The 18079-nt window shown below is 68.7% G+C and carries 22 protein-coding genes and 1 pseudogene; 9 read left to right on the top strand and 14 right to left on the bottom strand.

What is annotated here, in order from left to right; translation table 11 throughout:
* Positions 1 to 271: 271 nt before the first annotated feature.
* On the bottom strand, positions 272 to 724 hold the full coding sequence (locus ACWDEX_RS36325; RefSeq protein ID WP_450468828.1) for a DUF6188 family protein: 453 nt from the start codon (positions 722 to 724) through the stop codon (positions 272 to 274).
* A 433-nt stretch (positions 725 to 1157) separates the two neighbouring features.
* Here ACWDEX_RS36325 and ACWDEX_RS36320 point away from each other — a divergent pair, with 433 nt between their 5' ends.
* The 4 genes from ACWDEX_RS36320 (at position 1158) to ACWDEX_RS36305 (ending at position 2825) form a co-directional block, all read left to right on the top strand.
* On the top strand, positions 1158 to 1478 hold the full coding sequence (locus ACWDEX_RS36320; protein ID WP_450468826.1) for a hypothetical protein: 321 nt from the start codon (positions 1158 to 1160) through the stop codon (positions 1476 to 1478).
* Positions 1479 to 1862: 384 nt separating this feature from the next.
* Entirely contained in the window at positions 1863 to 2180 is a 318-nt protein-coding gene (locus ACWDEX_RS36315) for a hypothetical protein (RefSeq protein WP_450468824.1), read from the top strand.
* A 77-nt stretch (positions 2181 to 2257) separates the two neighbouring features.
* A complete protein-coding gene (locus ACWDEX_RS36310) occupies positions 2258 to 2563 on the top strand; it encodes a DUF6247 family protein (protein WP_450468822.1) in 306 nt (101 codons plus the stop codon).
* A gap of 85 nt (positions 2564 to 2648) precedes the next feature.
* Positions 2649 to 2825 carry a hypothetical protein gene (locus ACWDEX_RS36305; RefSeq protein ID WP_450468820.1) on the top strand — a complete coding sequence of 59 codons (177 nt, stop codon included), beginning with the start codon at positions 2649 to 2651 and terminating at the stop codon, positions 2823 to 2825.
* Positions 2826 to 3049: 224 nt separating this feature from the next.
* On the opposite strand, the gene ACWDEX_RS36300 is transcribed toward ACWDEX_RS36305, so the two are convergent.
* Entirely contained in the window at positions 3050 to 3370 is a 321-nt protein-coding gene (locus ACWDEX_RS36300) for a hypothetical protein (protein ID WP_450468818.1), read from the bottom strand.
* Between the two features lie 95 nt (positions 3371 to 3465).
* Positions 3466 to 3837: a hypothetical protein gene (locus ACWDEX_RS36295; RefSeq protein ID WP_450468816.1), complete on the bottom strand. Its 372-nt coding sequence runs from the start codon at positions 3835 to 3837 to the stop codon at positions 3466 to 3468.
* A gap of 221 nt (positions 3838 to 4058) precedes the next feature.
* Between ACWDEX_RS36295 and ACWDEX_RS36290 the strand changes: the two genes are divergently transcribed.
* Positions 4059 to 4331, top strand: coding sequence for a hypothetical protein (locus tag ACWDEX_RS36290; RefSeq protein ID WP_450468814.1), 273 nt, complete (start codon positions 4059 to 4061; stop codon positions 4329 to 4331).
* Complete coding sequence (locus tag ACWDEX_RS36285; protein WP_450468812.1) at positions 4328 to 4948, top strand: hypothetical protein; 621 nt, start codon at positions 4328 to 4330, stop codon at positions 4946 to 4948. The genes ACWDEX_RS36290 and ACWDEX_RS36285 overlap by 4 nt, the downstream gene beginning before the upstream one ends.
* A gap of 1012 nt (positions 4949 to 5960) precedes the next feature.
* Here ACWDEX_RS36285 and ACWDEX_RS36280 read toward each other — a convergent pair.
* The gene (locus ACWDEX_RS36280) at positions 5961 to 6215 is read right to left on the bottom strand and encodes a hypothetical protein (protein ID WP_450468810.1); all 255 of its coding nucleotides are present in this window, start codon (positions 6213 to 6215) and stop codon (positions 5961 to 5963) included.
* A gap of 82 nt (positions 6216 to 6297) precedes the next feature.
* Here ACWDEX_RS36280 and ACWDEX_RS36275 point away from each other — a divergent pair, with 82 nt between their 5' ends.
* Positions 6298 to 6582 carry a hypothetical protein gene (locus tag ACWDEX_RS36275; protein ID WP_450468808.1) on the top strand — a complete coding sequence of 95 codons (285 nt, stop codon included), beginning with the start codon at positions 6298 to 6300 and terminating at the stop codon, positions 6580 to 6582.
* A 277-nt stretch (positions 6583 to 6859) separates the two neighbouring features.
* Here ACWDEX_RS36275 and ACWDEX_RS36270 read toward each other — a convergent pair whose 3' ends face one another.
* The 10 genes and pseudogenes from ACWDEX_RS36270 to ACWDEX_RS36225 form a co-directional block, all read right to left on the bottom strand.
* Positions 6860 to 8113, bottom strand: coding sequence for an ISAs1 family transposase (locus ACWDEX_RS36270; protein ID WP_450468806.1), 1254 nt, complete (start codon positions 8111 to 8113; stop codon positions 6860 to 6862).
* Between the two features lie 190 nt (positions 8114 to 8303).
* Positions 8304 to 8781: pseudogene (locus tag ACWDEX_RS36265) on the bottom strand (transposase); the annotation flags it as partial.
* 149 nt (positions 8782 to 8930) lie between these two features.
* Entirely contained in the window at positions 8931 to 9125 is a 195-nt protein-coding gene (locus ACWDEX_RS36260; RefSeq protein ID WP_450468804.1) for a hypothetical protein, read from the bottom strand.
* The gene (locus tag ACWDEX_RS36255; RefSeq protein WP_450468803.1) at positions 9126 to 9578 is read right to left on the bottom strand and encodes a TniQ family protein; all 453 of its coding nucleotides are present in this window, start codon (positions 9576 to 9578) and stop codon (positions 9126 to 9128) included.
* Positions 9579 to 9680: 102 nt separating this feature from the next.
* The gene (locus tag ACWDEX_RS36250) at positions 9681 to 9920 is read right to left on the bottom strand and encodes a hypothetical protein (protein WP_450468801.1); all 240 of its coding nucleotides are present in this window, start codon (positions 9918 to 9920) and stop codon (positions 9681 to 9683) included.
* Positions 9905 to 10696: an ATP-binding protein gene (locus tag ACWDEX_RS36245; RefSeq protein ID WP_450468799.1), complete on the bottom strand. Its 792-nt coding sequence runs from the start codon at positions 10694 to 10696 to the stop codon at positions 9905 to 9907. The genes ACWDEX_RS36250 and ACWDEX_RS36245 overlap by 16 nt, the downstream gene beginning before the upstream one ends.
* On the bottom strand, positions 10690 to 12870 hold the full coding sequence (locus ACWDEX_RS36240) for a transposase (RefSeq protein ID WP_450468797.1): 2181 nt from the start codon (positions 12868 to 12870) through the stop codon (positions 10690 to 10692). The genes ACWDEX_RS36245 and ACWDEX_RS36240 overlap by 7 nt, the downstream gene beginning before the upstream one ends.
* A 29-nt stretch (positions 12871 to 12899) precedes the next feature.
* Complete coding sequence (locus ACWDEX_RS36235; RefSeq protein ID WP_450468830.1) at positions 12900 to 13574, bottom strand: TnsA-like heteromeric transposase endonuclease subunit; 675 nt, start codon at positions 13572 to 13574, stop codon at positions 12900 to 12902.
* Positions 13575 to 13767: 193 nt separating this feature from the next.
* Positions 13768 to 16440: a Helicase associated domain protein gene (locus tag ACWDEX_RS36230; RefSeq protein ID WP_450468795.1), complete on the bottom strand. Its 2673-nt coding sequence runs from the start codon at positions 16438 to 16440 to the stop codon at positions 13768 to 13770.
* Positions 16441 to 16485: 45 nt separating this feature from the next.
* Complete coding sequence (locus tag ACWDEX_RS36225; protein WP_450468793.1) at positions 16486 to 17154, bottom strand: hypothetical protein; 669 nt, start codon at positions 17152 to 17154, stop codon at positions 16486 to 16488.
* Positions 17155 to 17268: 114 nt separating this feature from the next.
* On the opposite strand from ACWDEX_RS36225, the gene ACWDEX_RS36220 reads away from it, so the two are divergent.
* Positions 17269 to 17562, top strand: a complete 294-nt coding sequence (locus ACWDEX_RS36220; protein ID WP_450468791.1) for a hypothetical protein — start codon at positions 17269 to 17271, stop codon at positions 17560 to 17562.
* An 81-nt stretch (positions 17563 to 17643) separates the two neighbouring features.
* Complete coding sequence (locus tag ACWDEX_RS36215; protein ID WP_165939570.1) at positions 17644 to 17811, top strand: hypothetical protein; 168 nt, start codon at positions 17644 to 17646, stop codon at positions 17809 to 17811.
* The last annotated feature ends 268 nt before the right edge of the window (positions 17812 to 18079 follow it).

Here is an 18079-nt window from a genome sequence, read left to right as displayed (position 1 = left end):
CCGATCGCGCCGCCCAGCGACCCACCCGCCGCGAGACGAGCACCGAACTGGTCCTCGCCCGTGGCACCGCTTGCTGATCACACACCAGCCGAACTGTGAGGCCAGCACGCCCAGATCTCAATTTCCCCCGAGGTCGTTAGCTTCGCGAGGATCAGGCGGTGAGTCGAAGCACGATAGATGTCACAAAGGCGCCCTTGTTGTCACCTCGAGTTGGATCCCAGCTCTGCCGGAGCCGGGCTTCTTGTCTCGTCGCGTCGTAGGTGGCAGATTCTCAGTGCTTCGCAATCTGATCTCGCGGATTCTCACCCGTTCCGGAGCCAGACCAGACGGCGAGGTCTCCGCCGGGCGGCGATACGAAGCGCCATCCTCCTGGTCCTGTGATCTGCCAGGCTTCGAACGATGCGTCGGACGAACAGGTTAGATGCGTGCCGCTGTCGAACACCATGCGCAAGGCACCGGACTTGAACGCGACCGCGGACAGGACCTTCGCTCCGAACAGTGGAAGAGCCGCAGCCACGTCCTGGGACTCCGGCCTCAAAGGCAGGCCAGGATTGGTGCGGAGTGACCCTGCCGAGAGCTGAGCTGGTGCTTCCAGCACAACTTCCCACCCCGTGTCCAGGACGAGGGTCAGCCGGAAGTCGATGCTGATCCTGACAACACTCAGGCCTCGAAGACTCAGGGCCCACCGGTCTTCGTGTTCGACCGGTTCCTCTTCAGCACTCATCACCACACCGTAATCCACTCCGTTGCAGGCCCCAAGGGATTCTTCTCCTCCTTGGGCTGAGTCGTCGATACTCACGGCCTCTGGACATTCCGCAGAAGCCGGCTTCGCTGAGAATCCGAGGAGAGGCGCTCGCAATCATCCCGGCAAACCTGCAGCTCAGGACAAGACCAACAGACAACTGCGGTGCGACGGGACACTTCTGGCAACGCCGGTGCAGGCCAGCACTTCAGTGGCAGCGGCGTTGGGGAAGATCATGAACGTCCATGGCGGATCCCTTGCGACGATCTGACCGATGTGGAGTAGGGCGAGGGGTAGCTCCGGTGAGTGAGGCGGGATCGTTTCCTCCACGGCCATTCGGGTGACGGTCGCCCCGCGGGCGTATCCGGGGCGGACAAACTGGCCGCCCGCAAGACGTCCCTGAGGGAGCGATTTCATGAAGAACCTCCGAAAGACGCTGGTTGTGGCCGTTGCCGCCGCGGCCTTGTGCACGGTGTTCGCGACGCCCGCCCAGGCGGCGCGAGGATCTTTCGTCTACTACGTGGACGGGTGGTGGCAGGGATTCGAGCTGCCCGATCCCGAGGATGGTCGCTGCTACAACACGCAGGCTGAAGCAAACCGGCCGACCAACCACACCGACCGCCTTGCCGTTCTGTACCGGGGTACGAACTGCCAGGACGGTGCGGTCGTGGCCTTTTTCGAACCGGGTCAAAACGGCGTCGATCACTTCGGTTCGGTGAAGTTCCTGGTCAGGTGAGACGGCGCGAGGTACGCAAGGGTGTCCGGCCGGTGCGAGTCCCGGCCGGACACCTTTGGCTTCAAGTGCCTTTCCAAACGCAGCGCGTGTCTTCGCTTCTGGTGACAGAAGGACTGCTGAATGAGCGTGTGTGACAAGTCGGACGCCCCGCCTGTGACAACCAGACTGCTTCGACGGATCCCATTGGCCAGCTCATCCGACCCGGCTGGTGACAACTCCTGAGCTTCGGCTCATTAGCCATACCCGGACCCGAAGAACGAAGCCGAACGGGCGGCGAACCGTCAGGCCGCCGACGACTACCAGCGCCAGGAGGAGGAAGCAGCCACCCTCCTCCACCTGACCGAGGGGCTTGCTCCGGTCGCCCTCGAGCTCCTCCTCGAACAGGTGCGGCTCGACCTGGCCACCGCCGGCCTGCACGTGGCACCGCCCGAACCGCTCACGGACGAAGACCACGGCGGCGTCGTGGTCTACATCAACGACGACGCCCAGGTCGTCGTCGACTGGCTGCCTCACGCCCGGCTCGACCGCGCGGCGCTCGACATGGTCGAAGCCGACCGGACGGACGACGAGGCCGTTGTCCGCTACGAGGTGGTCAGGTCGACGATGGACACCGCCCTCGGCACCATCCTGACCGGCTTCCGCTACGCCACCCGCCGACCGGAGTTCGGGTTCGGCCATATCGTCCTGCAGAGCGCCCGGTAGAAGGGGATCCGTCCATACCCGCATCCACGGCCACCCGGCGCGCGTACCGTGAGGTGACGACCCGCCGGGAGGACCAGATGAGCGCGCAGCCCGACCACGCCCCCATCACGCCGTACGCCCCCGCACCGGGAGCGCCGGCCGAACTCCTCGCCCAGCTGCGCGCCGACCGGCGCGCCGACACCTGGGTGCCGGCCTTCGAGCGGGAGTGGGCGGCCGCCCTCGAGGAATCGCGGCGCACGTTCTCCCTCGGCGGGCTGTACCAGGTCGTCCAGGACTGGCAGGGCCGCCTCGCCTCCGCCCCGGCCGTCGACGCGTTCGTCGCCTCCGGCTACGACGACAGCCACTTCATCGACATGGCGGAGCTACGGGGAAGGCGCCGGTGACCGCACAGCAGCCGTACGCGGTCCGCTTCTCCGCCCCAGCCGCGAAGGTCCTCGACACCCTGCCCGGGAGCACGTCGAAGACCTGGTGTGGGACGTCCTGGACGCCGCCGCCAGCGACCCGTGGGGCTTTCGGCAGTGGAACGCCGACGACCCCGAGGGCGAGGACGTCCGCCACGCCTCCGTCGGCCAGCTCTCCCTCACCTACTGGGTGAACCGCCCCCTGCGCCGCCTGTCCGTCCTCACCATCACCTGGCTCGGATAGCCACCCGTGACGACAACGCCCTGACCCCGGCATCGCAACTGCCGGGGTCAGGGGTTTCGCATCGTAGCCACGGCCGCATCCACCCGTTGCCACCCGAGCGGCAACGCGTAGCCGTGCCGGCGCGGCCTGTCGCCCTTCGCCCAGCTGAACCCGCACAGCGCCGTGTTCGAGTACGGCTGGACCTGGTCGTCCTCGCTGGCGTGCGAGCCGTAGCCCGGCACGTTTCAGGTGAACGTCGCCTCCCCGTCGTACGGGGCGCCGTCGGGCCAGTCGTAGACCGGCTCGGTCGTGGTGCAGCGCATTCGCAGATCAGGCCCCTGCCAGCGCTTGCCGTACCGGATCTGCGAACCAGCGTCGACCGCGTCCGCGAGGCGCTCGAAGGACAAGTCGTAGTCCCTCATGTGATCCCACGAGCCCGGCTTCTGGTCGCGCATCAGCGAGCGGAACATCAACAGCAGCCGCGCCAGATCATGGTGTTCGACGCGCACGGTCCGCGTGTCGTGGTCATAGCCATACGTTGGGTCGTGGGCGGGCTTCTTCGGCATCGGTCCTCGTTCGCGTTGCTACGGCGGCCAGCGCCCCACCACAGGGCCTACGGTGCGGCCGGTGGCCTGACGACGTCGTGGTCGCTTCCAGATGCTCAACGACCTCGTTTCCCGCCGGAGCCACGCTGACCGCTGCCGTTCGTGCGCCGGCCGAACCACCTTGGGCTTCGCGTCTCAGGCTTGCGGCGGCGTCGAGCCGGGCAGCTCCCCGGGGGCCACCACTGCTCGATGGTCCACACGGCGACGCTGGAGCGGTCGGTGGACATCCGCAGCCACACCTCCTCGCCGCCGGGCATGAGTGCCACCTCCAGGTGCGCCTCGTCCCACGTGCCCACCGGGTACATCCACTCGATGCCGTCGGGCCAGGTCCGCATCGCCACCGTGCGCACGCTCAGCGCTGCGGCGAAGGCGTCCAGCGCCGTCTTGGGTATCCGCACCTCCGCCGGCTCCCGCTCAATCCCCGCCACCTGGCCCCCTCGCGTCTGCGGCGGGGCCCGCGCCCGCCGTCGCGGATCAGCGTGACAGACCCGCGCGCCCACGGTGTCACGCTGTGAGGTCTATAAGGCTCGCAGCCTGTTTCCCCAGGTAGACGAGGTGAGCTATGAGGCTGTGAGGGTGTGAGGCGGGGCTCGCGCCGGTGCTTTCGCACGCCCTGGTGGAGCCGGTCGGTGCGGAGGACGATGGGGTTGTGGGCGAGCACAACGAGGAACAGGAGCACGGCGCCGAACCGGCGCGGCCGCCGCTGACCGCGGCCCGCGCCCGGGAGATGACGGCCGGGCTGCGCGAGGCGATGGACGACGTCCGGCGCTCCGCGGCGGTGTTCGCTGCCCGGGTCCGCGACGCGCACGCCGCCCGGGTCTGGGTGCCGCTCGGGCACAGCAGCTGGGAGTCGTACTGCTGGGCGGAGTTCGGCATCAGCCGGGCGCAGGCGTACCGGCTCCTGGAGTCGCGAGCGCCTTGACCGCGATCCACGGCGCGGTCGCCGCCGGCACTGAGGTGTCTCGCACGCGAGACAGCGGTCCCGACGCCGCGGCCGCACTCGACTACAGCCTGTCCCAGCGCGCCCTGATCGCCGTCAACCGTACGGACACCGTCGCGGAGCTGATCACCCGCCGACTCGCCACGCTCGCCCACAGCGGCCTCCAGACCCTCGACACCGCCACGGTGCGCGCCGTGGTCCGCCAGGCCGTCCGCGACGTCCACACCGCGCCGCCCCCACCGCCCGCCGATCTGCCGGCGGACCCGACCGTCGCCGCGGCGCGCGCCATCGTCGACGACCTCGCCGCCATCAACCACAAGATCGGCGAGCTGATGCTCGAAGTCGCCCCGGCCTACCTCTCCGACACCGAAGCCGCCGACGTCCTGGCGCTGCTCTGCGAGCAGATCGGCGCCACCCCGACCGCGGACTCGCTGCCCGCCGCTACGCCATGTCAGGCGACCGCCGCGCCCTGCACGGCACCGTCCTGTGAGCCACGAGTGTGGTCATGCATGGTGAAGTGCAGCATTTGCATGCTGCACGAAGCACGCGAAGCCCCAGAGCGCTCGACTCACGACGAAGGGCGTCGCGCGAACATATGAATCACTGGCGCCGAGGGCTGGAACAGTGCGCTGAAAGCGTCCGAAAGTGACGCGGGCACGTGGCTTGGTCTCGACGGGACGCTATTTCGCCTGCGAAAGCGGCTGCGCCTCGACGGAAGAACTCCAGCTCCCGCCAGCATTCATCCCATGCGCTGGGCGACAGTCTGCGTGAGACATGACTGGGGATCGGCTGGTACTGGCCTGCGGCTGGAGTCGTTGTCGAAACCCGGGAGACGTCACGGATGCCCAGAAAGGCTTTGACGGCCTCACGTCGCGCTGTAGGGAAGTCGAGAGCGGGAAAGTACTCGCTCCGTGGGCTGCTTGACGGCGAGATCGCGCGACAGCTTTTGAGGGTGTGAGCTTCGGTGCCCCTATAGGTGGGATGTGCTGGAGAAAGCCACGCCTGGGTGATGGCCCCTCCTTGACGGTGGGCTTCAGTGCGCAACGCCTCAAGGCGGGAACGAGGTTGTCCCGTGGAGCCGATCTTCACGTATGTCGCAGCGCCGGTGATCGCGAGTACGTAGACGTGACCAGTGCCTTCCAGCGCCTCCTGGGTACCTGGTGTGCCTTGAAGAAGTGAATCGCCCCGGGTTTGATGGAGACACCGAAGACCCGGAAGGATCTCCGTCATGGCTGCACCCCGGAAGTACTCCGACGAACTGCGTGAGCGTGCGACACGGCTGGCCGTCGAACGTGCATCGTCCGTGACGTTCGCTCGATGCTCAGGTCCCGTCTGGGCCGCCGACCCATCCTGTGCCACTCGGCGGGGCACCCTGGATCGCCGCGTTACCGCTTCAGTCCAGGGTGTTCGGAGTCGGCTGCCAGCCTGTTTCGGCGGGCTGCCGTCATCAGTACTGCCGTCGCAGGCGCCTTGATCTGGCCGTAGTCGAGCACTGCTCAGGCTTTTGCGCGGCCGGTTCACCACGGGTGAACCGGCCGCGGCCTCCAAGGGGATCACCAGTAGCCAGGAGGGCCCACTTGGGACGGGCGCGCCGTCACGTCTGGGGGTGTGTCAGTCTCCGGTGTTGGTGGCCCAGACCGGCCGGTGGGAACTGTTGTAGATGACGAGGTTGCCGTCGTCCTGCACGGCGAGATAGGCGCCTTTGCGCCAGGTCCCCGATGCCCATACGGGCGAGCCGGCGGCGGTGTACACCACGAAGTTTCCGTCTTCCTGGAAGACGGCGCAGTTGCCGCGGCTCCAGGCGTTCGGGGCCTGCCACGCCGGTCGGCCGTTCTTGTACAGCACGAGGTTTCCGTCGGACTGCATCCGCAGGATGGCCCGCCCGTTACCCGACGTCCACGCCTGGTTCTTACACAGCGTTGCCCGGGGACGGATGACGGTGTCGCTCGTGGGCGCAGCCTCGGGTGCGCTCGCAGTCACGGTGGCGGGAGTTGCCCAGGTGACGGCTGCGGACACAGGAGATGCTGCTGCGAGCAACCCACCCGATGCCATGATGCCGATCGCTGCCAAGACGCCGGCCCGGCTCTTCGAACCGTTCAGCACACTTCACTCCTCACGTGAGAAGAAAAGAAGTGAGAACCGAAATGGTTTCACTTCACGCTTCATCAGCATCAAGGTTGGGGCCTTCCCGGTGCAAGAGAAAGCCAAAAGACAGCGATATTCGCGATTATAATTTCTCGTATTACCTATCATCGCTTTCTGTTCGGACCGGCGCCCGAGGGTCAGGTGTGGGATGAAGGCTGAAATCTGTCGATTTCGCGATGAGGTAGCGGGTCTTTTCGATGTGCGGGAGGTGGGGTCGGGTGCCTCCGGCCACAAGTCACCTACACCTACGACGACACCGTCGAGCCGCGCGGTCTGCCCACGCGCATAACCGACTCAGTCGCAGGCTCCTTCCAGGCCACCTACAACCGCGACGGCTCGGTCAGCACCGAAAAGCCAGGGCTTGATCAAGTTCCGTTGTGGTCGGAGTTGTTGGTAATGCCGAGGATGGGGAGGGCTCGTTCGGGTTGGTCGCGGATGGCGCGGGTGGTCTTCGCGATGTTGGTCGCTCCGAGGGCTTTGAGGGCTCCGATCGCGAGGTTGCGGAGGGTGGCCATGGCGCGGGGTGCGTTGCCGGCGTGGACGGTGGAGGCGTCTTCGGCGAAGGTACGGTCGCGGATGTGGTGCTGGGCTTCCACGGTCCAGTGGCCGCGCAGGTGGGAGGCGAGTTCGGCCGGTTTCGCCTGGTGGGCGTCGAGGCTGGTGACCGCGTAGACGGTCTCGCGGGTCTCCTTCCTGCCGGTCTCTTTGCGGCGGCGGTGGACGCGGAGGGCGAGTTTCGCGTGGGGGAAGGCGATGCCGCCAAGGTTGTCGGCGATGGCGAGAGTCTTGATCGAGCGGGACTCGCGACGGCCGTGTCCCTTGTTCGAGGCGGTGTGCTGGATGGCCACCGCATGCCAGTCCAGACCGTCCAGTTGGGCCCAGGCGGTGGGCTGATTGGGCTTGATCACGGCCACGTAGTGCGCCTTCTTGGTCTCGGCCAGCCAGGTGACATTGGCCTTCACGGAGTGCAGCGCGTCGAAGGTGACCACGTCTCCGTCCAGGTCGAGCGGTGCGAGCAGGGGCTGGAAGTGCCGTGTCTCGTTGGTCTTGGACCCAACCTCAGCCTGGGCGAGGGTGACCGGGCAGCCGTGGGTGACGGCGGACAGCAGGTGCCGGCGGGGCTGGTCCAGGCGGGCGGAGCCGCGCAGTGCCTTGCCGTCCACGGCGATCACCCGTCGCCTGCCGGGGGCTGCGGCGGTATGGCGGTGAGCCAGCCAGGCTCCCACGGCCGCACCGAGTGCGTCGGTGTCGAGACGAATGCGCTGGTAGTCCAGGGCGAGTACGGAGGCTGTCAGCGCGGGCCGCCATACCGGAACGATCGAACCCGCCCGCGCAGCCCCAGGGGCAGACACCACGGCGGGCGCGTCCGCCGACGGCTCGGGCCCCCGCCCGGGCACGGAAGGATCCTCCGCCCGGACCGGGCCGGCCACTTCAGCCTCGCCGATTCGCGGCACGGACAGGACCTCGCCCACGCGCTGCCGGGCGATCAGCCACTCCTGCCAGTCCGTTTCCGCCTCCGCGAGTTCGGCCAGCACCCGGTCCGCCTCCTCCCGCAGCCCCTCCACACGCTCCCGCGCGGCCAGCTCCCGCTCCTCCAACAGCCCCACGACCGACGCCATCCCGGCACCTCCACCGACGAGACAACCCGACCGCCCTAGCCTGCCTCCCCAGCCCCGGCATCATGCCTGAGCTGGGAAAACTTGCCGCTCAAGTTCGGTACGACAACGGCTTCTAGGCCTGTCTCGATCTTGGTGGCGTGTGTGGCCTGCTGGGGAGGGGCTGGTGGCAGGCCGGTCCAGCACCCCAGGACGTCCTGGAGAGCGTCGAGGGTCTGGTAGAGAGTGAGGCCCGTGCGGGTGCTTTTGGGGCCAGCCGTTGTTCGGTGAGGAACGCGTGGGCGGCGGTCACGAGGGTGACGTGGTGGTGCCAGCCGGGCCAGGAACGGCCGTCGAAGTGGTCCAGGCCCAAGCCGTGCTTGAGTTCACGGTAGTCGTGCTCGATGCGCCATCGAACCTTGGCCAGCCGGACCAGGTCGGTGATCGGCGTGTCGTTTGGCAGGTTGGAGAGCCAGTAAATCGGTGGGAGTGTCGGCGTCTTCGGGCCACTCGACCAGCAGCCAGCAGTCGGGCACGGTGCCGTCCCACCAGCCCTGTTCGGCCGAGGCGGCGGCCCGGGTCGGACGCTCGACGGCGTTACCGGCGGGGCGGAACCGCACGGCAGCGAAGCGGGAGCATAACTCGCCGCGCGAGCCCTGCCGCCAGGTGAGGGAGGTGAACGCTTCCTGTCCTAGATGTTCTGTCCACAGAGGTTGGTGACAGGGCTCACGGTGGGGTGATCTTGAACGAGTGAGGGCCTTCCGGGTTCGGTGTGGATTGCGACATCAACATCGAACGACCAGAAGGCTCTCATGCCGCACGGGCGCGGTCCGGTGCCGATTCAGACGCGCTTGAGTACATGCAGGATGTACTCGTCCCGGTTGAGCGGGTTGGGCCCCTCGGGTCGCGGCCGCACGGGCGGCTGACCGGCGGTGCCCCCGGTGCTCGGCCAGCGCAGCCGGACATGCCGTTGCTGGGCTTCGATCACCTCCGGGCACCGGCCAAGAGGCACGGGCAGGCCGCTGGTGTGGGGCACCTACAGGAGCCAGTTCCGGTGGCGTGCGCTGACCCGCTCCTCGGGTGCCAGGTACTGGCGTGCGGGCACGCGGCGTCCGGTACGGGCGGTGGTGCATGCGGGGCATGCCGGGCCCCAGGCGGCGACGGCCTCCTCGCCGCGCATCAGCCGCCCGACCGGGCCGGCTCCGTACCTGCCGCATGGCTCTTCCCGCCTCCACGCGGGCAGGGCCCGCTCGAGCACCCGCGGTGGAACGCGGCACAGCATGGCAACGCGGGCGCGCTCCTGGGCGTTGAGGCGGATCTCACTGTCCGGGTACAGCATGCCGGTGAGGTTGCGCAGGCCGCCGATGTCGGTGGCGGCGGCGAGCAGGTCGCGGATGGTGAGGTGGTAGCGGGCGGCGAGCCTGGTCAGGAACGACAGCGTCAGCTCTCCTGGCAGCGGAGCCACCCGTCCTGCCGCGCCGCTGGCCATGGCGGACACGGTCTGGAGACTGCCGGCTTGCGTCCCGCAGGCCCGCTTGCGGGCGTGCGGCTGGGCGCCTCGTGCTGCGCTGCTGTGCCACCCCGGATGCTTCTATTTCCGCCGTGTGGGCCGACCCGGCCGAGCCTGGGTTTCGGCGGCTGCGTCAAGTTCGACCTCGCTCAGCAGCTGTTTGGTGATCCGTTCGGTGCCTTCGGTGATGGCGATCAGGGCGGCTTCGCGGATGAGGTGGGAGAGGCTGCCGATCCGCCCTGCGGTGCGGGCGTGGAGGTAGGCGGCGTGCTTGAGCAGGGTTCCGGGGCGGTGCGCGCGCAGCCTCAGCAAGTTCTCCATGGCCCGCACGAGGTCGTCCCAGACCGCCCGGTCCTGCTCGGTCGCATACGCCAGGGGGCGGTGGCGGAAGATTTTGAACCGGCCGGCGATCCGCGCTGGACTCCGCTGAGCAGCGAGGAGATCTCGATGTCGATCGCGGAGTAGACGAAGGTGGCCGGGATGCGTTCGCCGAGGTACTTGAGCTGGTCGGAGGTTTCCGCGCCGGCGCGCCGCTGGGTGTCCAGGAGGTGCACGTCGTCGATCAGGACGAGCTGGGTGCCCAGCTCGCATAAAAGGTCACATACGGCGCCGGTGATCTGGGTCTGGTTGAGGCGGTCGGTGATGGGCATGCCGAGGAACCGGGCGAACTCGCTGACGAGCATCTTCGGGGTGGCAGCCGGCGGCACGCTGATGAACAGCACAGGCCTGCGCTCTGCCTGTCCTGGGTGCTGGCGGGCGTCGGCCAACTGGAAGGAACGCCCGAGCGCCATCATCGTGGTGGTCTTACCCGTCGTGGCCGGTCCGGAGATGATCAGTCCGCGGCGAGCGCCGGCTTGCTGGCGGCGGTTGACCAGCAGCAGCCGGCGTACGGCGGTGAACACGCTGTCCATGGCGGGGGTGCGCATGACGGCGAGTTCGAAGTGGTAGTCCTCGCGCTCGGTCTGGGACCAGGCGGGGTCATCGGCGTCGCGTGCGGGTGCCGTGGGACGGCGAACGAAGGCGTCCCATCCTTGCCATACGGTCGGAGGGGCCAGCGGGGCGAACCCCGAGGCGTCGTTCGAGAGCGGGCTCACCATCGCAGGGATTCCTCGAAGGGGTCGTAGACCGTGACCTGGGCGCGGCGCGGGACAGGTACGCCGAATCCCTGCACCGGAGCGGTTGAGGAGTCGCTCGGCTGTGCGTGTTCAGCCGGCCAGGCGCCCACGGCGCCGTCGTCGGTCAGCGGCTGCTCGTCGTCCTCACTGTCGTCGAAGACGTCCTCGCCGGCAGGCTCAGGCGCCTCAGCTTCCGGCTGCTGGCCGTACAGGATCCCCCATACCGCACCGCCCTCGTTGGCGGCGGCACCGGCGCGGGCGCGGGCGGCGACGACCTTCTCCCGCCGACTGCCGTGCCCGGCCGCGGAGCGCTCGAGCAACTCGCGCAGGGCGAGCGCCAGGTCGTGTTCGTGCTGGGCGCGGCTGCCGCGTCGGGTGATCGTGCGGCGGATGTGCTGCCAGGTGAAGTCGGTGAACGGGGCGGTGACGAGGGTGTGGTGGATCCAGGGCACCGTCTCCCATCTCCACGCCTGCTGCGCCTGGCCGGCCTTGGGCAGGCGTACCCAGATCTGGCCGGGCGCGTGCGGGGCGTAATGGATCTCCCACAGTCCGTCCGCCGACAAAGAGCGTTCACCGCGGTAGGGGTTGAGGATCTTGTGGTCGTAGGTGCGGTAGTCGATGCGGATGCCGTAGTCGTTGATCTTCTGCCGCTTGATGGGCATCAGCTCGATGTAGTCCTCGCGCCCGAGCGGCACCGGGACGTACCCGCACACGGCCACCAGAGCGGCCCACATCTCGTTCGGCGACAGAGCTTGGTGCGGCATCATCGGGTGCCGCAGCCCGTCATGGGGGCGCTCCTGCCACCCGCAGATGATCCACTCATCGAGCATCTCGGCCAGCTGGGCAAGCGTCCATACCGCCTCGCCTTCGGCCCCCTGCCCGCGCTCACCGGTGTGCGCGCCCGTGTAGCCGGCGACGTGCTGCACGAACAGCGTCTTGATCGAGGAGAAGGTGCGCTCCACGTGCCCCTTGGCGGGCCCGTTGCCCGGCGGCGCGGGCTGTACGGAAATGCCCAGGGACTCGCACGCGGCGATGAACGAGGACGAGATGAACACGTTCCCCTGGTCGACGACGATGGTCTGCGGGGTGATCACCGGCCGTGCCGCGGCACCTTCCAGCCGGGCGTCCATGCTCAGCAGCCGCTCGTAGGGGACCACCGACGCTTCCATCGCCAGCGCCTTGGGCCAGGTGGGCCGCATCGGCGCTGGGACCATCATCTGCGCCAGCAACTGCGCGGCATCCACACTGCGGGTCCCCTTCGGGCGCAGCACGGCCGCGCAGATACTGCGGGTCGCCACGTCCAGTGCGATGGTCAGCTCGGGGCGTTCCACCACTCCGTCGTCCAGCACCACGAAGGCGTCCAGCAGGGTGCTGTCCATCATCACCAGCTCGCCCGGCGCCATCACCGTCGTCGGCACGAACGGCGGAGCCGGTCGTGCCGAACGCCAGCGGCGCTGCCGCGCACTGCCCAGCAGCCCGCGCCCGTCGGCGAGAGCGTGTACCAGCCGGTTGAATGTCGCACTCGAGGGCAGCGGCACGACCCCGTCCCCGTGCCGCTCGGCCAGCAGCCGCTCGGTGTACACCCGCAGGCGCTCCAGCGTCCCGTTGGAGCGTTCCCGACCGGCCTCCAGCACCTCCTGCAGGGCCGCCACCACCCGCTCGTCCGCACGCCCCAGCGTGGTCCGCGGCCGTGTGGCCCGGTGGTCCACCAGCCCCCACAGCCCGTCCTGGCGGTACCGGGCCCGCATCCGCCGCACCGTGACCGCGCTGGTGGGCATCCCCGCTGCCGACAGCTCGGCCGCCTTCGCCTCCTCCCGCTGCGCCAACGTCCGCGTGTCCGGGTCGTACTCCGCCCGCGGACGCCCCACGCAGTCGCCTCCATCCGGCCGCCCGGTCTCCACCTCCCGCACATGCCGCTCCCAGGTCAGCGCCCGCTCCCGCACCGCCTCGGGCAGCGACTCCAGCAAGCCCAGCGGCGGCACCCTGGACCGTCTTGGCGCATCCAGGACCTCGAAGCCCGCATCGGCGACGAGTAGCGACAGCAGCAGCGCCACTACCTCGCCGTTCTCGGCGACCAGCCGCACTTGACCGCCTAGGAGGGCGGCCACCGTCCAGGTCCGCCCCTCGAACCGCACCCGGCATCCCAGCTCCACCACCGGCCCACCCGGCACCCCGCCGCGCGTCCTCACCCTGCCGCCTGCGCCCACACCGGCATCCGCTCATGCATCGGCATGCCCAGGTCCGCCGCGAGCCGTCCCGTCCACAAGGCATGGAACAGCGCGGGAAGCACCAGCATTGGATCCCCGATCCCGCGTACGCCCTCCCACAGCGGCGCCGGCTCGGCGAACGCCTCCTGCAACTCGGCGGCCAGCTGCCGTCCACCGTGATGCCGCGGGTGCCGGTATCCGGCCAGCCAAGTCACGTTGCGCCGGTAGACCGGGTCGACCGGCCCGAGCACCCAGTACCGCCAGCTCACCGCCGCACAGATCTGCCCGACCAACGAGGCCAGGGACCGCTGCCGCTGCGAAAGCTCCGGCCTGGTGGTGCAGTCCGCCAGCACCCCCTGACCGTCGGCGAGCCGGAGCATCAACTGCGGAGCATGCGCCCGCACGCCGCCCGGTTCACGCCACCGCAGCTCCAGCGGCCGGGTGGCCAGGCCACGGACACGTGGGTCGCGGTCGAGCAGCATTACGTGCAGCCGCATCGCCGCGGATCCGTAGTGCACGAGCCGCCCGGTGGTCGACGACCACCACCATCCCGGCGCCAGCCGCTTGCCCTTGCGGGCGGGGAACGGCCTCAGTGGTGGACACCGTTCGAAGACCACCTCAGCGGCAGCCGCTGACCACCTCGAACACTCCATCGTTCTGCCGGCAGCCAGGAACAGCACGTCCACCGACTCGGCGTCAGCTGCCCCTGTCCTCGCACTGTCCCGACCCGCACCCTGCACATCGGTCTATCTGGTAATGGGTGCAAGGAAACTGATCAGCAAATGCCGCCCGAGGCCCGGGCCCCGGGCTGCTGCTGTTCGGATGTCCTGGCGCGTCAGCACGCCGTCATCCACGGCGAGGCTGCACAGCCCAGGCGTAGCCCAGCTCGGCGAGAGCGGCCCGCTGCTCCGCATCCAGCCGCTCGCGCCTGGCCTTCTGATTGCTCAGAAACACACCCAGCTTGATCACCGTGCCGTCCGGCAGCTCTTCAACGTGCCCCCTTCCCACCACGGTTTTGCCTTCGCGGGCGATGTACTGGGTGAGGGCCGCGAGGCCGCGCTGAAATGCCTGCTGCGCCTTGCTCGGGCCCTTGGTCGCACGCGTTGCTGCCGGGGCGGGAGAGGGCGCCTCGGTGGGCTTGATGCCCAGCTTGGTCAGCCGTTCCTGTTGTTCGGTCGAAAGCAACGCCCAGGTGCTCGCGTCTCGTTGCCTCACCAGCCACCGTCCGATGTCGTCGCCTTCGAACTGCACGCCGGGTGCGATGTGGGGCAGGCGGCCGTGGGGTTCGTCGGCGGCGAGATCGCGCAGTACGGCGTAGTGGCGTTGCCAGTCCAGTGGCCAGGGGCAGTTCCAGTCCGGGTCGATCGCGGCCAGCTGCTGCGCGCGCGTGGCGGCCCGCTCCGGGTCTTTCCCGAGACCGCCTTTCCTGCGGAGGTTGGCCATGTGCTGCCCTATCGGTAGCAGCGTCCCGTCGGCCGGATCCTCCCAGATGGCGTCTTGGCGGGGGGCGAGGTGTCCGGTGGCGCGCCGGTAGGAGCGGAGCGTGGCGAGTTTCTTCTCCCACGCTTCCTCGCCCGGTTCCCAGACCATCCCGGCTTCTGGTGCGTCCAGCAGCTCCTTGCGGTGGGGATCGAGCTCCCCGGCCCGCAGCGCCTTCCGCTGCTGGTGCACCCACCTTCCCAGCGGAAAATCCTTGGTCACGCCCACTTCGACCTCGACGTCGTAGGGCACGGCGTACAGGCCGGCGATTTCGTTCTCGGCCCGCCATCGCAGTAGGGCTCGGTAGCCCTCCAGCCACACCAGGGACTCCGGCCGGTAGACCCGGGTGCGCAGGAAAGCGGCGATGGTCGCTGCATCGCGCGGGCTGGAGAAGCGGAGCAGGGCCGACTCGGCAGGGGCGTCGGTGTGGTCTTGCTCCTGGTCCTCGCCCACCTCGCCGTCGGCCCCGATGATCCGCCCGTCTTCGTCGCGCCGGATGTGCACCTTGCGTTTCCCGCTGGTGAGGGCACGGGAGGCGAGCTGCTCCACGAGTCGTTCATCGTGCGAGCGCAGGCCTTGGAGCACGGCTACAACGGGTGCGAACGAGGCTGAGGCGATCATGTCGCGCGGGTCCTCGCCGGGCTGGAGGAAGACCGGCACGATGATCCGCGCCGTTTTCGCGGTCCCGTCCGGGTTCGGGCGGAGCGCCCGGCCGATGTTCTGGACGATCTCGACTTGGGAGGTGCGGGTGTCGGCGAAGCAGACGCCTTCCACTCCCCGGGTGCCGACGATGTCGACGCCTTCCCCGAGGACGCGGCAGCTGGCGAGGAAGGCGCGGTGGACTCGGCGCCCGGCGGCGTCGATGCCGTTCGCGAACTGGCGTAGCACTTCGCGCCGCTCGGTGACGAGGTGGTCGCCGCACAGCCACGCGGACCACACCCGGTCCGGGGGTACGTGGCGGCCGGCCTCCAGCTCGTAGAACTCCGCGCCGATCGACGACTTCGGCAACCGGTCCGCGGCCGCCAGGTCATGGTCCGAGGCGTCGCCTGCGTACAGCTCGGCTGCCGTCTGCGGCAGTTTCTCCGCGAACGCCATGGCCTCCTCCACCCTTTGGTGGAAGGTCATGACCGTACGCAAGTTGTACGCCGCGGCGTGCTCAAGGAGCGCGGTCTGCAGGAGCGCCAGGCGCCGGCCCCGCTGCGCATCCTCGGACTCCCCGAGGACGGCGGAGGGGTCGTGGATCTCCAGCACGTCGATCTCGAACCCGGCGAGGATACCCCGCTCGATCGCCTCCGACAGCCCGAGCTCAGCCAGCCACGGCCCGTAGGTGTCGGAGTCCTGGCCCATCGACGCGAGCTCCAGCTCCTGGCCCTCGGCCCCCTTCTGCGGGCGTGGTGAGGCGAGGATGCGCGGGGTGGCGGTGAGGTAGAGCCGGAAGTCGGCGGGGATCCGGGCGTTGTCGTGGATGGCCGCCCACGGCCTGCCGAGATCACCGGCGGTTGAGTGCGCCTCGTCCACGATCGCGAGGTCGAAGCCTGCCATCTGCTGGCCGTAGAGCCGTCTTCCGCCCGCCAGAGCGGCCTCCAGCGGCCCACGGACGTTCCCCTGACCGAACGGGTCCTCCGGGTCCTCGCGGTCCACGAGGGAGGCGTATGTGGCGAACACGACCACCGGCCTGGACCCGGCCCACAGGGCCAGCTGGATCGGGTTGGTGGTGGTGCGCACCCCCAGCGAGTTGAGCACCGGGTCGTTCTCCAGCGAGCACACCGCGACCATCGGGGAGCGGTGGCCCACCAGGCGCCATGCCTGGGCGGTCTGCACGAGCAGGTCCAGGGTCGGCACGGTGACCAGGACCCGGCCGCCCGGGAAGCACTCCAGCGCGCACGCGGCGGCGGTGATCGTCTTGCCCGATCCGGTTGCGGACACGATCGTGCCCCGAGCACCCTGCGGGGGCACAGGCGATCTTGCAGGGAACCCAATCCATTTACGGAAGGCCGACTTCTGGTCGACCTGGTGTTCTCTGAGCGAGATTGCCTGCATTTGTGGTTCCCTTTTCCGGGCGGGTCTCAGGCGGTGAGGATGAGGCTATTTCGAAGGTCTGTAGATGTCGTCGAGCCCCCTGAGCCCCCATGCGTCCAGTCCGGCATAGATGGTGGCGGTCCGGCAGCGCGGCGCCTCCATGACCTCGGCTTCGCCGCGGTAGACGGCGATCAGCGAGTCGCTGCCGCGCCACCAGGTGTCCGCAAGGCCAGCAACCTCCGGCACGGCATCAAACCCGTCCAGCTCGAGGTCGTCTACGGCAGCGCCCGTCAACGTGGTGGTCGTGCGCGCACACCTACGGGCATGATCTGCCAGCGCCAGAGATTCCACCCACCCTTCAACACTGGCATGCAAGGGCACCCACCTTCCGGCATGAAGCCCGAACTCCCCGTTCGGGCCGATCATGAACGAGTAAGGAAGAGCCGTACGCGGCGCGCCGGCTTCGAAGTGCCAGTCAGGGGCGGGACCCTCGGGTACGTCTCCATGGAGTGTTCGAGGCCCTCCGTCATAGTGAGGAGAGGGAGGAAGGGCCAGGCCGCCCCAGACAGCCTCGAAGGCGGACACCCGATCGATCTGACTTTCAGGAACCCCGTGCTCCATCCATCGGCCCCTGTACTGCTCAATATCGGCACGACCAGTCCAGTAACCATGGCACCCAATAAAATACGTGGCTCTTCGGGTGATCCCTTCAGGGATTCCCTGATCGATCGTCATGGCTCCGCCCCTACTGGTTTTTCGCCAATTCTACATGCTGCATCACATCAAGATGCAGACATGCGAGTCTCCGATGACCCTGATGGTCGTGGCACATCGGGGTACACGGCCCGCATGGCACCGAAGACCGAACGTATCCAGTTCCTGCGGGCGGTGCGGCAGCTGCACCGCGTCCGCTCCTTCTACGCTGCGGGTGTCCTGCTGTGGGCGGCCTCCGCGGCCTGGACAGGCTGGCAGGCTCCCGGGAGCCGGCAGATGTGGGTGTCCGTCCTCCTCCTGGCCGTCTTCACCGGTCTCCTCGCCACCGCCGACCTGTCCTTGCGGCGTCTCGCGGTCCCCCCGACAGGCCGGCCCGCGCATCACGCCGCCTCGCACAAGGCGGCACGTACCCGCCACGCCCACGCCTGAGGACCCATCAGAGGCGCCGCCTATGTCTGTGGGGGCGGTGGCCGGGCATACGGGGTTCACTTCCTATGAGAGGGGCTCGTCATGCTCGGCATAGTCGCGGCAGTGCTGTTCTTCATTGCGTTCCTCATCAACGCGGCCGAGATCAGCACCAATCACACGTTCTCGTCTGTCAACGTCATGCTCCTGGGTCTGACCGCTCTGGCCCTGCACGTTGCGGGAATCGGGAGCACTTGGTCCCGTAGACGCTGACCCGGCGTCAAGCCCTCAGAACCCACAGAGGCAGCCGTATCCCTGCTACCGCTCGGGCCGCAGGCCCGTTGGCCGGCCCCGCTGCGCGGGGCCGGCCTTCGTGGCGCGAAGCGCCACACGGTGGCCGGAGCGCAGCGCAGGGCACCGTGTGCGGGGGCTACGCCCCCGCACCGCTCCGGGAGCGCAGCGGACGGAGCGTCACCCGCCTTGCGCAGCAAGGCGGGTGTGCTGACCGCGCAGCGGTCAGTCAGCGCTCACGCGGAGCGGG

Source organism: Streptomyces sp. NPDC001020 (assembly GCF_053599115.1).
The sequence above is the reverse complement of the archived record's forward strand: the minus strand, read 5'-3'. Positions and strand labels throughout refer to the sequence as shown.

Coding starts and splice junctions, on each gene's coding strand:
- ACWDEX_RS36325 (WP_450468828.1), bottom strand. CDS start 724: ATGAGTGCTGAAGAGGAACCGGTCGAACACGAAGACCGGTGGGCCCTG.
- ACWDEX_RS36320 (WP_450468826.1), top strand. CDS start 1,158: ATGAAGAACCTCCGAAAGACGCTGGTTGTGGCCGTTGCCGCCGCGGCC.
- ACWDEX_RS36310 (WP_450468822.1), top strand. CDS start 2,258: ATGAGCGCGCAGCCCGACCACGCCCCCATCACGCCGTACGCCCCCGCA.
- ACWDEX_RS36300 (WP_450468818.1), bottom strand. CDS start 3,370: ATGCCGAAGAAGCCCGCCCACGACCCAACGTATGGCTATGACCACGAC.
- ACWDEX_RS36280 (WP_450468810.1), bottom strand. CDS start 6,215: ATGCAGTCCGACGGAAACCTCGTGCTGTACAAGAACGGCCGACCGGCG.
- ACWDEX_RS36270 (WP_450468806.1), bottom strand. CDS start 8,113: ATGGCGTCGGTCGTGGGGCTGTTGGAGGAGCGGGAGCTGGCCGCGCGG.
- ACWDEX_RS36255 (WP_450468803.1), bottom strand. CDS start 9,578: ATGGCCAGCGGCGCGGCAGGACGGGTGGCTCCGCTGCCAGGAGAGCTG.
- ACWDEX_RS36250 (WP_450468801.1), bottom strand. CDS start 9,920: ATGGAGAACTTGCTGAGGCTGCGCGCGCACCGCCCCGGAACCCTGCTC.
- ACWDEX_RS36245 (WP_450468799.1), bottom strand. CDS start 10,696: ATGGTGAGCCCGCTCTCGAACGACGCCTCGGGGTTCGCCCCGCTGGCC.
- ACWDEX_RS36235 (WP_450468830.1), bottom strand. CDS start 13,574: ATGGAGTGTTCGAGGTGGTCAGCGGCTGCCGCTGAGGTGGTCTTCGAA.
- ACWDEX_RS36230 (WP_450468795.1), bottom strand. CDS start 16,440: ATGCAGGCAATCTCGCTCAGAGAACACCAGGTCGACCAGAAGTCGGCC.
- ACWDEX_RS36225 (WP_450468793.1), bottom strand. CDS start 17,154: ATGACGATCGATCAGGGAATCCCTGAAGGGATCACCCGAAGAGCCACG.
- ACWDEX_RS36220 (WP_450468791.1), top strand. CDS start 17,269: ATGGCACCGAAGACCGAACGTATCCAGTTCCTGCGGGCGGTGCGGCAG.
- ACWDEX_RS36215 (WP_165939570.1), top strand. CDS start 17,644: ATGCTCGGCATAGTCGCGGCAGTGCTGTTCTTCATTGCGTTCCTCATC.